We start from the raw sequence: 14,077 nt of genomic DNA, 5'->3' as shown, positions 1-14,077 counted from the left end.
AAACGAATTTAAAAACTTGGAAAAATGAGCCTAGATGATGACTGGAGAAATACATAATATGAGTGGGAATAGCACGCTTAAAAATATAGTAAAAGTATCTTTGAGTAATTTATGTATAGTGATTTCGGGAGTATTTGTAGGTTTTCTTATACCTAAGGTGCTAGGAGTCGAAGAATATGGTTATTATAAAATTTTCACTCTATATGCTACTTATATCGGTATTTTTTCTTTTGGAATATCGGAAGGAGTGTATTTAAAATATAGCGGAATAGAATATAGCAGACTTAATAAGCAGAAAATACGCTGCTTTACTAAACTCATATTTTATATACAAATAGCAGTACTAGCAGTAATTATATTGTTCTCATTATTTTTTTTAAACGGTGAATATAAATATATTTTTATTGCTCTTTCCATTTATTTGGTTGAACTAAATATGACTGCCTATTATCAATATGTTGCTCAGATGACGTTGAGATTTAACGACTATTCTATGAGAAACATAGTTAAATCTATGCTTACAGTCGTATCTGTTGTTTTGATGGTATGTATATATTACATCAATTCTAAGCAATTATTATCGTATAAATGGTATTTAACCTTTGTGTTAATAATAAGCACAGTTTTATACGTATTATACTTGAGAAAATTTTGCGATATAACATTCGGAAATGCAGAAAAGGGCACAATATTCACATATGAAATCAAAGAAGTAATAAGAATAGGAATGCCTTTTTTAATTGCTTCAATGTGTTCAACATTAATCTTGAATATTGACCGACAATTTGTTTCAATATATTTTGATACCAAAACATATGGTGTATATTCGTTCGCATACAACATGCTTTCACTTGTAACTGTTTGTACCTCTGCAATTTCTACTGTTATATATCCAGTCTTAAAGAAGACGAGCGAATGTAAGATAAAAGAAATATATCCTTCTCTTGTTTCTTATATGGTATGCTTTATATTTCTTTCTTTAAACGCTTATTTCCCGTTATCTATTTTTGTAAAATGGTTTTTACCGCAATATACATATTCGCTTGAGATTTTTAGAATTGTTTTTCCTGGTCTTGCATTTAGTTCTGTTATATCTGTTGTAATGCAAAATTATTACAAGCTAATGAACAAAAATCATTTATTCTTTTTTAAGAATGTACTTGTTTTAGGAATTTCAATAGCAGCAAATTTTATTGCTTATTATTGGTTTAAAACTCCAGAAGCGATATCGTATGCTTCTGTTGTTACGTTAATAATATATTATCTGCTTGCTGAATCTTATTTTAGAAATAAATTTGCTGTTAAGTGGCATAAGAATTTCCTATATTGTATTTGTATGACGGCTGGATTTTATATCATTAGTAGATTGAACAATTTGTATGTTAGTTTTCTGCTGTATCTAACCATATATTTGTTATCGTTATTCATATTTCATAGAGGAGTCGTCAAAAAAGTAATCTATATATTGTTTCGAAAGATAAAGAGATTATAAAGATGGCAGGTGAAGAATATGCTTTATTTTTTATGGGGTGTTGTTTTTATTGGAACGGCATTATATGAAATTCAGGTGGGGAAGAGTAATAGATATAAGAAGTTTGTTTTGACGATCTTGTTTATCTATATGTGGATTTTACTTGGTTGGAGTAAAGGCGCTTACGATGTAGACATCGGAATCTCTCGATATATTAATTATGAAAATTATCAATCCTATACAGAAATCGGGTACACATTTTTAGTTATGCTGGGACATAGACTAGAGATTGGATATAGAACTTTTTTTGTAATATGCTCGTTCGTTGAAATTTTTTTCATGGTATGGTTTGCAGAAAGAAATAGCACAAAATCTCCAATCGTGTTAGGGCTTTTTCTATTGTACCCGTCAGTAGTGTATTTTCAATATATTAGAAATTTGGCGGCTATTCCGTTTGTCTTGATTGCGATGGATAGTTTGTTAAATAAAAGAAAAAAATATATTGCAAAGTATATAATTTTTATACTAATTGCATCAACCATACATTTTAGTACATTATTCTTTCTACTTTATTTGCCTATTTCCTTTTGCAAAAAGAAAAAAACTGTAGCATTGGCAACAATTATTGGATGTATTGTTTTACAAGTAGGAGCGGCAATAAGTACTTTTAACAATTTTGTTAGTCAATATTTAGGGGACACAAAAACCGATATATTAATGCGATCAACAGATGCTTCTGGAAATTTCGGAAGGATCTTTGCAGTTGTATTCTGCATTATGACATTTTTCGGTATGTATTTTTTACTTAAATATGTATATAAAATAAAAATGAACAATGATAAAGACAATTTATTCTTTAATATCAATTTGCTATCATTTATATGTATTCCCTTGACCCTGAATTATGGGGTAGGATTTGCACGTATTCCCACACTATTATTATTGGTTAACTACACTTTTCTGGTAAGTAAAATCAGCATGATAGAAAGTCAAAAAAAGCGCTTACTAATGTACTGTATTTTGGGGATTTTTCTTCTGGGATTATTTATACTAGCCTTTAGGAATATCGAGTACCGGAATCTTGTTTTATATCCTTTTTTTGAACAGAACGAACTAATTGAATGGCTATTTAATTAAAATACCTGGTTTATAAAAGTACCTCTGATCTGTCGTGGTGTAAATTTTTAATATAGAGATAGGAAACCACCGATTCAGAACAGAGGTACTGCCAACTGTTGGCTATTTTTCGGATAGAATTGATCCAACAAATTTTTTCCCGGAATCATCATATAACCCTGCTGTTATTTCCTTTGTACAAGTTTCGATATATTAATTATTTGCTTCCGTTTAAAGTAAAGAGTTCCTAACCCACAAATAATGAAAAGATATCTAATTATTATTTTATCATACAGTCCTATCAAAATTAATCCGACAAACAGTATTGATACAGCTAGAAGGCTTATCCTTTTTGTGTTAAATACCTTAGAGACAGCCAACATTTTCTTAACGCTTACCGTCATGTAAATATAATGGCTAACAGTAAATACTATGTAGCAAAAAAGTGTTGTGTATGCAGCAGCAATATAGCCAAATTTCTTAATGCATAGATAATTCAGACTAATATTCAAGACTGCTCCTAACATAGAAATATACATTGTGAATTTATTCTGATTAAAGAAAAACTCTACATTCGCAAATGTTGTATATGCAAATGAGAAAAACGTTCCTATAGCTACAGGCGGTATCACATATATAGCTTCATAATATTTTTCATCTGCTAAAATTTTCATTATTTCTGGTGCAAATGCAGAAAATATTAAAGCACATCCCCCGATCAGCAAAAAGACTGCAAATAAAACATTGTCAATCTCTTTGAAATTTTTCTTTTCAAGCTGTTCATACTGCCAGGGCACCAGTGCATTGTTAATACTCTGGGTCACAATTTTCATCATTATTCCTGCATTATAAGCGACGCTGAAGATTCCCGCCTGAGCTATACCTACCAGCTTTTGGATCATTACCCTGTCAAATTGTTCCAAGATATATTGAGAAATGTAGTGCAGAAGCAATGGAAGATTGAAACTTAATGCGAAAACAACGTATTCTTTTTTTAACCAAATTTTGCCGTGCCTGCGATTATATATAAACAAGACAGTACCAAAACAAATATTCACCAGAATACAGGTGAGAATCCTTGCATATCCCTTTTCTTCTGACAATAAAACAGCCACGATACCGATGCTGGCATTTAAAACGGCCATAATCAAAGTACGTATTACAACCGGTTTATATATATACTCATATCTTTTTCGAATTGTCCAAAAGTCTATTGCGGGAGTCACAAAAAGTTCAAGAAATAGAGCTACCATAACAAAGGTAGGCAATTCTGTTATTGCATTAATCTGATTATGAAAGAGCAAATAAATGAGAAATACAATACCTGTTATAATAAAGGTCAAAGACTGCATTGTCGATGTATAGCCATCTCGATCGTCTTTATATTTGCTCATTCCTTTATTAAAAACGGCATAATTGAGCCGTAAGGTAGTAATGATCGTAAAAATCTGCAACCAGGAATTATAAACACTAAACTGACCATATTGTTCAGTATTCATAATTCTAGTGAAGACAGGCGTTGTAATCAGAGAGATACATTTTTGCAGTGTACTGCAAAAAACAAACCATATAGTAGCTTTAGCAGCTATCGGCAAAGTGTTGTATTTTTTTAATAGTCCTTTTACAATATTCATCAAATAAGTGGTTCAGCTCCTCTCAGCCTTGAATAGTGTCTTTTTTGGGAAAAAACATATCTTCAAACATTTTTTGCATTTTATACATTTATGCTCATCAATAACTGGATACAAAAAACCTTCCGTGTCATATTCCATATTAATTGCTTGAGATGGACATACGGCGCAGCAAAGAGCGCATCCGCAGCATTCCTCTTTACTACTATACAATATAGGAGATTTTGATGTTTTTTCCATAATTTACCCTCGCCGGACTACCTGTTTAATAAATTTTTTGAACCGATTAGTTCGTGTTTCTGTTGTATAATGCGAGATGATATAAGAAAATGATCTTTTTTTATAATTTTTCCAAAAAGCTTCTCTATTTTTCTGAGGTTCGACCTGCGTATGCAGTGAACGTTGCTTACATCTGGTAATATCAATTCTTATACTTTCTGTTTTTGAAGCAGAGGCATTGAATATTTCCTGTCCTTTATCTGAATTCACTAAAACCAGAGAAATACCGTCATAATCATTAAACGGAAGTTTCATTTGTTCATCTGTCCATAGATCGCCCAGTGTAAGATCTCCTTGTCTTTGCATATTCTTGTATGGGCAGCTATAACAGGATGGTCTTAGAATATATCTGTTGGAAATTAAATCTCTCATTATTCCACTATGGTACTCTTTCTTATTCCCATAAAAGGATTCTATATGCGATTTCCAGCCAAATTTTTTATTACGAAATGAAACGCTGACAATTGGTTCTTTTACTTTTTTTGAGACATAGGCACAGTAATCTTCCCATACTTTTGTGCTGGCAACTCCCTGACAGACGATGTCGATCAAGATTAGATTCTCATATACTTTATTACCTATATATTTTTTAATAGCATGACATTGACAAGGGGTTCCTGAAAAAAGGACTATTTTTTGGGCATCCAAGTCTTTTTTTACTTGTAGGTAGATATTTTCGATATTGCTTTGTATATATTTTGAATTTCTCATTCGATCTCTGCCTTCTTTAGAGACAGCGCGGATGTGTAAGACCTTTAAACCTTCAAACACACAGCCGTAAATTACACCGCCTTTTTCTAATACATCATCTGAGAATGCTGTAAATGCTCCTCCTGACCGGGACTGTGCAACTATGTCTATATTTTTGTTCTTTACAGCGTAACAAATTGGATAATTTGTATTAGTCATTTTGTATCTCGCTCCAACTTCTTCGTACTGTCCTCTGAATTACTTTTCGTATCAATGTCCCATAAATTTCCGAGCATAAGATCAGCAGATGGAGGTATAATTTTCTCAAAACCGCTTCCATTTGTGAATGTCATTTCACCAAAATAAATTTTTCCATCAATATTATATAGATCTACTCGAACATGAGAAAATCCCCGAGAAAGTTTCTCAGCAAGTCCAATCATTTGGTCAAAATTTTTTGGTTTTTCAATTTCATATTCCGTATTTCCATAAGTAAATTGATTCCAATCCTGTAAATTCCAATTCAAATCATATACATTTCTTTTATGTTTCGTATACCTTCCGATATCTACCCAACAAAAATATGGTTTGCCGGAAAAACATAGAAATTTATAATCTTGCAAATCTGTTTCGCCAGAATCAAGAAACTTTTCTGCTATAATTTTAGCAGGAATTTTTCCATAATGAAGTTCACAGTATATACTTCCATAATCTCTTTTTAAAGAATTTGTTATTTTTCGTCTCATTTCAATTTTTTGAGCTAAAGACAATTTCGATTTGCTACGAACGATCACAACATCGTTTGATCCATGATTTGTTTTCATTACAAACTGTTCTGGAAGTACCTTAAAATTTATATCCTCGTATTTGTCCCAAACTCCAATTAAGGGTATTAAGTATTCTTCACCTATAGTTTCCGAGACCCAAGCTCTTACTGCATACTTATCGGATAAAATAACTTTTCTGGGATCCTTGTCATACAGCTTTGCCCACTGCATCTTTTCTGTATAGGTTAATAAGTGATTCCAATCCAATACTTTTCCCTGAGCTTTAAAGTACAGCTCAGAGTCTAATTGGCGTATTTGCCAATCGGCAAGGGAATAAAATTTGTTCTCAGCAGATTTTATTTTTTGAGCATCCTTTATGTCGGTTAATATTTTATAGAGTTGATATAATAAAGGACACTCAGACTTTATTTTTGATTTAATACTCATTTTAATCCGTCCTTTTGCTTGCCATTACAACCTTTTTCAAATATTTAAAAGCATCCTGCTGTTTTTTTTCAATGACAACGTCAATTTCATTATATGGAAGTTCATTTTTCAGCTTTTCTATTTGGTTTGGCGAAAAGATAATTTGGTCGGACAAACATAGTCCATCGAGAAGGTCAAGTATTCTTCCGCCAGTCCCTTGTGGTAAGAACGAAAGAAAGGGTCTGTGAAATATTATGGAAAATATAGTTCCATGAAAGGAGGAGGTGACAACTGCTTCAGAATCCCTAATTAAGCTCAGGAATTCCTTTGGTCCTGCATCTGCAATTTGGACATCACCTATACGCTTCGTTCCTAAATCCCCATGCAGATTTACTATTAAATGATCCGGATATAAAGTCTTTAATTCTTTTATATATTGTTCAGGAGACGACGGCATAATCAAAAAGTACAGTAGAATAAATGGCCTTTTGATTTCTATATTGGCAGAAAGTTTATTATATTGTTCAGACTTCAGAAGCAAAGTTGGGTCAATGTGAACTGAAGAACAGATATTCATCCCCAGCAGCAATTCTCTTGAAGAGCTTTCACGTACAGAGCGAAATGTAATATTCTTCACTCTCTTTTGAAATTCTGAGAGATATTTTTCTGGTATTTGGGATATGCCCAAAGAAGCAGCGTATGAGGCACGCACTGTATTCTCAGGAGCAAACATCAAATAATATGCTTCGTCAAAATTGATGAGAGGATTCCATACTTGATCGCTTCCTGTAAAATATATCTGTGCTTCAGGAGGATCCTGTAATAACTCTTCAAAATTGTGATATTCTTTTGTAAAATTGAAATACTCATCTCTAAATGACAAAAATTTTTTTATACTCCGTTTCTGAAACCGGTATGTCCCTAAACCTGCCAAGAATCGGCGCATAGATTTAAAACCGGTTATTTTAGGATAAGGCTCATATGTCGATACTGTACTTGGCAAAGCATAATTTAAAATTTGAACATTACAATTTAAAGATTCTATCGCGCATTTTAGGGCATAAGCCTGTAATAGAGCTCCATAATTTTTCCCTATTTTGGTTACTATAAGAACTTTTTTCATACTCTATACTCCTTGTATAATAGGTACTCTCAGCATGGCCTCTTTCTTATAATCCTGTTTCGAAATTGAAGATTATAAGTATAACCTGCAATACAGCAGACAAAATATGGAATGTAACACTGCTCATCGTACAATGAATTGCCTGACAATCCATACATAAGGAAAAACAACTGATATACAAATGCTTTTTTGAGATACAATACTTCATGAGCATTGGAAGAATATGATCCAGTAATCTTTTTAATCGTAGTATAAGTAACAAATATGGACATTGCAAAAAAGCAAATAAAAATTGTGAGGCCGATTATTCCTGTGTCTGCCAGAAGCTCTAAAAATATATTGTGAGCATCGTTTGTTCCAATAATACCGCCGGAATAGTGCTCTATATTATGTCTGAAAAATCTCCAGCCATTTCCAAATAAAGGTTTTTCCAAGAACATAGAAATCGCATTGACATAAAAATAATCCACACGTCCGCTTGAAAATGAATTGATGTCGGAGCTCTCAACTATAAAGCGATTAATTGTACTTTGTACTTGAGGAATTTTATAATAAGCCACCATAATCAATGCAAAGATAAAAATTAGTCCTGCAAATACTCTGAACAATTTTTTCCTGTTCAACAATTTATTCGTTGTCAGATAAACGATAAGTAATGCTAACACAACGGCCAAAAGAGGTCCCCGTTTACCTGTGAGTAACAGTCCTAAAAACATCGAAAAAAATCCAATTTTTTGGATCCAGGTCGATTTCTGAAGCAAAAGCATGTCTGAAAATGCAACGACTCCCAATGCCATGTACATGCCCATCGTGCTATAATGGTAACACAATCCGGTCATATATCCATTTTCAATGGCTTGATATAGCAGCCTGATTACATTTTCATCTACCTGAAATAACGGTATGATATTGTTTATAAGCATTGACTTATTGAACAAGAAAAAAATTCCTGTGATAAGGTGAAAAGTACAGAATATTTTCACTACTCCCCAGAAAAATTTTACCCAAGTTATGGTTTGACTTAATATAAAAAATAAAATAAAGAGACTAATATAGCAAATGGGCTGTCTGGCTGTGATGCTTTCTTTTAAATCATAATTATGCATTAAAACGATAATTATAATTAACATCCAGACAAGCCCTGGTTTTTTTAACAGCTTAGGGATAGATATTTTCAGGCATATTTTCCCGCAAGATGCATAAAAATAAGAAAAAACTAGACTTGCAGCCATCCATAGATAAATACTTGCTCCTGGAAACAGGTACCCTGCAAAAGAAATCATAAATGTAGGCATGAGCAAACAAAAAAAGCCACTGTATATCATTAAATTCCATTTGTTAATTTTCATTCCGTACACAGCATAAGCCTCCATTCTGATCTCATATTTTTTACGAAGTTAACTCTTTTTACCGACCGACAATCCATTTTACAAAAACTTTTAAGTGAAACTGAGTTTTTAAACTCATTTTAAAGAAATATCGAGACTTTTTCCTGTTGCTGTTTCTATAACTGTTTCCTATTTTTTTATAAATAGCTGCGAGAGCTCTGGGATTTTTGTTATATAAATCCATGTGTTTCTCTATTAAGTGTTCGTAGGCAACCCCTTCTTTTACATTTGCTGAGATACTGTTACCCTGAATAGTAGAATCAACTAATCCTTCTGCTAAATAGGCTATCTTAATACCTGAACTTGCTGCCTGCAATGCAAAATCCCAATCCTGATACCGTTTAAAAGTGACATCAAATTTTATTTTATTTATTACTTCTCTTTTTATTAAGATTGTCTGCGTACTCACTGCATTATTTTCCAGCAGTTGAGCTAAAATATTTCTATCTGAGCGGAAAGTCTCATCTGGATAATATTTGGAGGTTTTATGAATGGGATCTTTTCTATTCATCCCACAAAACACCATATCAGCATTTTCTTTTTTTAAATAGCTTAATTCTTTCGCGAGTTTAGTTTTTTTCCAGATGTCATCACTGTCCTGAAAGGCAATATATGCCCCAGAAGATAATTCAGCCCCCAAATTTCGAGCGTAACATGCGCCCCTGTTTTCTTCATATCTGAAAAATTTTACTCTGTCATCGAAAGAATCATTAAATAATGTATAGGTATAATCTGTGGAACCGTCATCTATCACGATAACCTCTAGATTACTATATGTCTGCTCCAATACACTTCGAATACAAGATAGTATTGTGTTTTTTCGATTATAACTTGGAATGACGACTGATATTAATTCATTCATTTAATTATTTCCTTCTTATAGTTTAATCTTTAGTCTCTGAAAAAAAGATCACGCGTGTATACTTTGTCAATGATATCTTCCAAGCATTCATCATAGCGGTTTGCTATAATTGCGTCACATTTTTTCTTAAACTCCTTCAAATCATTGACAACCAAAGAACCAAAAAATGTACTTCCATTTTCCAGAGTCGGTTCAAAAACTATCACCGTGGCGCCTTTTGCTTTTATACGTTTCATCACACCTTGGACGCTGCTGTCACGAAAGTTATCGCTATTACTTTTCATCGTTAATCTATAAACACCAATAACAACATGTTTTTCCAGCATCTCGTTATAGCTTTTGTCATCACTGTAATCATAGTAACCCGCTAAATTCAAAACACGATCGGCGATGAAATCTTTTCGAGTACGATTGCTTTCTACAATTGCCGCAATAAGATTTTCTGGTATGTCTGCATAATTTGCCAAAAGCTGTTTTGTATCCTTAGGCAGACAATACCCGCCATATCCAAAACTCGGATTATTATAACAGTTTCCAATTCTGGGATCTAAACATACGCCGTCTATGATTTGTTTCGTATTCAGTTTTTTTATTTCCGCATAAGTATCCAATTCATTGAAGTAGCTTACTCTCAATGCAAGATATGTGTTGGCGAACAGCTTTACTGCTTCCGCCTCAGTAAATCCCATAAACAAAGTTGGAATTTCTTTTTTTATTGCACCTTCTTTTAAAAGAGCAGAAAAGCTTTGTGAGGCCTGCATCAGCTGCGGATCTCTCAAATCTGTACCGATAATAATTCTTGATGGATATAAATTATCAAAAAGCGCTTTGGATTCTCGCAAAAATTCAGGACTGAAAAGAATATTTTTTTTGTTAAGCTTTTTTCTTATATTTTCCGTAAATCCTACAGGAACGGTGCTTTTAATGATTACAGTAGCTTTTGGGTTATATTTCATCACAGTCTCTATCACTAATTCGACTGCTGATGTATCAAAATAATTTTTCTTGCTGTCATAATTCGTTGGAACCGCAACTATCACAAAATCAGCGTCTTCATACGCAGTCTTTTCATCCAACGTGGCTGTTAAATTAAGTTCTTTTTCCAGCAGATAATTCTCTATGTATTCATCTCGAAGAGGAGATTTTTTGTCATTGATTAATTTAACCTTTTCCGGAAGTATGTCCACCGCTGTCACCTGATGGTTTTGCGCCAACAAAACAGCAAGTGATAACCCTACATATCCAGTTCCAGAAACTGTAATCTTCATAATTTGAATCTCCTTATATTTCTAATTTGTCAGAACCTCTCTTAAAGCTTCAATATATTTATGTCCGAATCTCAAATCCGGTTCCATATAAGCACCTTCTCCCCACTCATTCCACGCATTCAAAAAAATCAAACGGTGATTTTTATCTCTCTTTTCAACACATTTCACTGCATTCTCGGCTGCTAATTTGAATAATTCAGGAGTGCTGTCGTAATAAATCATAGCTTTTCGTCCAGAACGCGGAGAACGGTCTCTTCGTGGAATCAACTGCGGATAGATTCTCTCGCTATAGTCCTCAGGTGTTATAAAATGCTTTATGATATCTGAATATCTGTACTTATCCAGAACCATTCCGCCAAAATATTTTCTTAAAATGGAGTGAATGCCTTTATGTATCATCCCTGCGGATTTAAATTCTGCGTATTTTAATGTCACGGAATTTACACCGTCAAATCCTCTGGACAGTAGCTGTTCATAACGAGGCTTGGTCAATGAATCAATATGCTTTATGTTCGACTGGTTCAAGGAAGGTAGTGCATCACATCTGCCGACAAAAAATATTCCTTTTAGCCCGTTTTCCAAAGCTAAATGATTCCAAAGTTCTATAAAATGTTCAGAATCTGGAAGATCATCAGGTTGAAAGATAACGAACAGCGGTTTATCTTCAACGGTAATGTATCTTTTGTCTTTGAAAGCTGGAAGTACATCGTAAAAATGTGCAATATAATCTTCATCACCAGGATAAAGCTGTTGAAAAATCATGGTTTCGGAAGAAAAGCTCTTTCCTTTTTCCCAGGTTTTCGTGGTCCAGCTATGATTTGCCCATCCTAAGCAAAAAGGTAAGTCAGGCTCACCACTTTTTAATACTTCTTGGAACGGCATGTCTAACACTTTTTTTCCATTTCCAAACCAATAGTGCCAATAGCAAAAACCTTCTATACCTGCTTCTTTTGCAAGCTCAGCCTGCGCTTTCCGGATTTCCGGCAAGCGTAAATCATAAAAACCTAAGTCAGCAGGAATCTGAGGCTGATAATGCCCCTTAAATAACGGTTTCGCTTTTGCCACATTCGTCCACTCAGTGAATCCTTTCCCCCAAAACTTGTCATTTTCTGGAATGGGATGATATTGAGGCAAATAATATGCAATTACTCTAGCTCTCATTTTCTAATTCCTTCCGTGATGCATATTTAAAACTTTTAATCGTCAAATAATGATGAAATTTTAATCTTTTATATCAAATAACTTTCTATAATAAGTTCCTTCAAGTGCTTCTTCTTTTTGAGTGAATTTATATGTCAATTTATGAAAACAATTTTGTGCTTTAACGCTTTCCCATACTCTTTCATCATACTGCTCAAATAGCCGTAATAATAATATGTGAGGTGTCGCATTATCTCTTGGCACAATCTGTCTCCATTCTTCCGGGTAATAGTCTAAGACTATAGAAAAGAAGCTGTGTAACAGGAAGTAATCCATCATGTTATTGTTTTCTTTCCAATATTCATAGCAGAGATGGCGTACAGCCATCAAAATTTTGTTATTCGTTTTTGCACTTATAAGCCAGCTAGAAATATAAATTGCATGTCCGTCCCGCCCCGGTTTTAAACACTGGTAAAAAAATAAATCAGAATCAAAGTAATAATCGGGTATTTCTTTTCCGCTGCAAAAAACAGTAGCATCCAGCCACATACCACCATAACGAATTAATAATTCAAGTCTGAGTAAGTCTGTCATATGTGTATGGGTGATAATATTGTTTTTCCATTTTGACAAAATATACTCAGGAAATTGAACATAATCTGCAAGATTATCTTCTGTTAAAACGATTATTTCTTTATCAGGTATGTTTTCTTTTATAGATTGATAGCATTTTTGAACTATATAAGGTGCATTTTCTATTCCCTGGAACCAGCAAATCCATATTTTCTCGCTGCTTTTCTGAGATAGAGTCCTATCAAACTGCCGATCAAAATCCAACAAATTTTTTTTGTATTTTTTTTCAAGCTTTTTTTTAGACTTCAGCTGTGCAGACAGTCTTAAAATTTCGAGAGCTGTCCGGCTCTTTCCTAAAAGTAAAAATTCTGCCGCTGCTGTAAAAAATACCCCGCTTTGCCAATACTGCTTCAGCAGTTTACTTCCACCTTGTTTTTTTAGTATATTTTTTAATTTCATAACGAATAAGCGTGCCTTCCCATTGCTTATTAGACGTTTACCTTTTTTCCGTGAATCTCTATGAGTTTAAAATGAGTCTTTCTTTTTTCCTCTGGCGGCCACTTCATATAGTCACCGTATGTGTAAGTCAGATACTCATCGTACATATCTACTCCTCGAAGTTCTATGTCTTCAAATGAATACATTTTTCCTGTGCCGTAATATTCTGCTGGAACGATTTCCCTGGTTCTGTAGGCTCCCATAATATTGCCTATGAAGTTTGACGTTTGAATGTCCTGTTTTCTCAATAATTTATCAATTTTACATTTTTGCTTGTATGGAGTAGTTAGTTTTTCTATTGGTAAGCGTTCCATAATCCAAAGGAAAATTTTTTCCACTGTACTTCTGTTACGTTTGCGATCAATGGAATCTTTATAACATAATGACATCAAGGCCCTATGAAAGAGTACCCGCAAAAAATAAAATTTTCTTAAAAATCTATTGTTTGGAGTGCCATCAATTGGAAAAATGTCAATGGAAACATGAGTGTATCTACTGCTGTTACCGATTCTTTCTTCTATGACTTTCGTATGAGTGTCTAAAATACGGGTAATATAGTATTGGTAATGCGGCGTATTCCTGTAATTAACTACTTTCAAATGTTCGGGAAGCTCTTTCGGAGCAATCATAAGCAGTTTCTCATAGTCTTTTCTGGGCATACCCAGATCAATATCATCATCCCAAGGGATAAATCCTTTGTGCCGTATTGCTCCCAGCATGGTTCCGCCTATCATATAATATGTAAGATTGTGTCGATCGCATAACGATGCCACAGCTTTTACAATTTCCAGATCTACTTGCTGAAGCAGTTTTATATTAGATATGTCACTTTTATTCATCGCTTT

13 protein-coding genes are annotated in these 14,077 nt (G+C 33.7%); 2 read left to right on the top strand and 11 right to left on the bottom strand.

Translation table 11 applies throughout. The features are described from left to right. Window positions 1-34 precede the first annotated feature (34 nt). Entirely contained in the window at window positions 35-1,492 is a 1,458-nt protein-coding gene (locus BLHYD_RS06155) for an oligosaccharide flippase family protein (RefSeq protein ID WP_005944759.1), read from the top strand. Between the two features lie 18 nt (window positions 1,493-1,510). Next, on the top strand, window positions 1,511-2,608 hold the full coding sequence (locus BLHYD_RS06150) for an EpsG family protein (RefSeq protein ID WP_021846040.1): 1,098 nt from the start codon (window positions 1,511-1,513) through the stop codon (window positions 2,606-2,608). A gap of 164 nt (window positions 2,609-2,772) precedes the next feature. Here the strand turns inward: BLHYD_RS06150 and BLHYD_RS06145 are convergent, their stop codons facing one another. From BLHYD_RS06145 to BLHYD_RS06095, 11 genes are all read right to left on the bottom strand, one after another. Continuing rightward, window positions 2,773-4,221 (bottom strand): lipopolysaccharide biosynthesis protein, encoded by a 1,449-nt coding sequence (locus BLHYD_RS06145; protein ID WP_005944754.1) that lies wholly within the window; start codon window positions 4,219-4,221, stop codon window positions 2,773-2,775. 12 nt (window positions 4,222-4,233) lie between these two features. After that, window positions 4,234-4,359 carry a 4Fe-4S binding protein gene (locus tag BLHYD_RS17430; protein WP_242648377.1) on the bottom strand — a complete coding sequence of 42 codons (126 nt, stop codon included), beginning with the start codon at window positions 4,357-4,359 and terminating at the stop codon, window positions 4,234-4,236. 102 nt (window positions 4,360-4,461) lie between these two features. Beyond that, on the bottom strand, window positions 4,462-5,406 hold the full coding sequence (locus tag BLHYD_RS06135) for a Coenzyme F420 hydrogenase/dehydrogenase, beta subunit C-terminal domain (RefSeq protein ID WP_005944752.1): 945 nt from the start codon (window positions 5,404-5,406) through the stop codon (window positions 4,462-4,464). Continuing rightward, window positions 5,403-6,401 (bottom strand): ATP-grasp fold amidoligase family protein, encoded by a 999-nt coding sequence (locus tag BLHYD_RS06130; RefSeq protein WP_005944751.1) that lies wholly within the window; start codon window positions 6,399-6,401, stop codon window positions 5,403-5,405. Before BLHYD_RS06130 ends, BLHYD_RS06135 begins: the two co-directional genes overlap by 4 nt. A gap of 1 nt (window position 6,402) precedes the next feature. Then, complete coding sequence (locus tag BLHYD_RS06125) at window positions 6,403-7,503, bottom strand: polysaccharide pyruvyl transferase family protein (protein ID WP_005944750.1); 1,101 nt, start codon at window positions 7,501-7,503, stop codon at window positions 6,403-6,405. 29 nt (window positions 7,504-7,532) lie between these two features. Next, on the bottom strand, window positions 7,533-8,852 hold the full coding sequence (locus BLHYD_RS06120; RefSeq protein WP_242648376.1) for an O-antigen ligase family protein: 1,320 nt from the start codon (window positions 8,850-8,852) through the stop codon (window positions 7,533-7,535). A gap of 58 nt (window positions 8,853-8,910) precedes the next feature. Beyond that, complete coding sequence (locus BLHYD_RS06115; protein ID WP_005944748.1) at window positions 8,911-9,753, bottom strand: glycosyltransferase family 2 protein; 843 nt, start codon at window positions 9,751-9,753, stop codon at window positions 8,911-8,913. 29 nt (window positions 9,754-9,782) lie between these two features. Then, the gene (locus BLHYD_RS06110; protein WP_005944747.1) at window positions 9,783-11,021 is read right to left on the bottom strand and encodes a nucleotide sugar dehydrogenase; all 1,239 of its coding nucleotides are present in this window, start codon (window positions 11,019-11,021) and stop codon (window positions 9,783-9,785) included. A gap of 21 nt (window positions 11,022-11,042) precedes the next feature. Then, entirely contained in the window at window positions 11,043-12,182 is a 1,140-nt protein-coding gene (locus BLHYD_RS06105) for a glycosyltransferase WbsX family protein (protein ID WP_005944746.1), read from the bottom strand. A 60-nt stretch (window positions 12,183-12,242) separates the two neighbouring features. Then, on the bottom strand, window positions 12,243-13,193 hold the full coding sequence (locus BLHYD_RS06100; protein ID WP_005944745.1) for a capsular polysaccharide synthesis protein: 951 nt from the start codon (window positions 13,191-13,193) through the stop codon (window positions 12,243-12,245). Between the two features lie 29 nt (window positions 13,194-13,222). After that, window positions 13,223-14,071, bottom strand: coding sequence for a LicD family protein (locus BLHYD_RS06095; RefSeq protein ID WP_005944744.1), 849 nt, complete (start codon window positions 14,069-14,071; stop codon window positions 13,223-13,225). Between the last annotated feature and the right edge of the window lie 6 nt (window positions 14,072-14,077).

Origin of the sequence: Blautia hydrogenotrophica DSM 10507, assembly GCF_034356035.1 — a bacterium.
Lineage (GTDB): Bacteria > Bacillota > Clostridia > Lachnospirales > Lachnospiraceae > Blautia_A > Blautia_A hydrogenotrophica.
The sequence above is the reverse complement of the archived record's forward strand: the minus strand, read 5'-3'. Positions and strand labels throughout refer to the sequence as shown.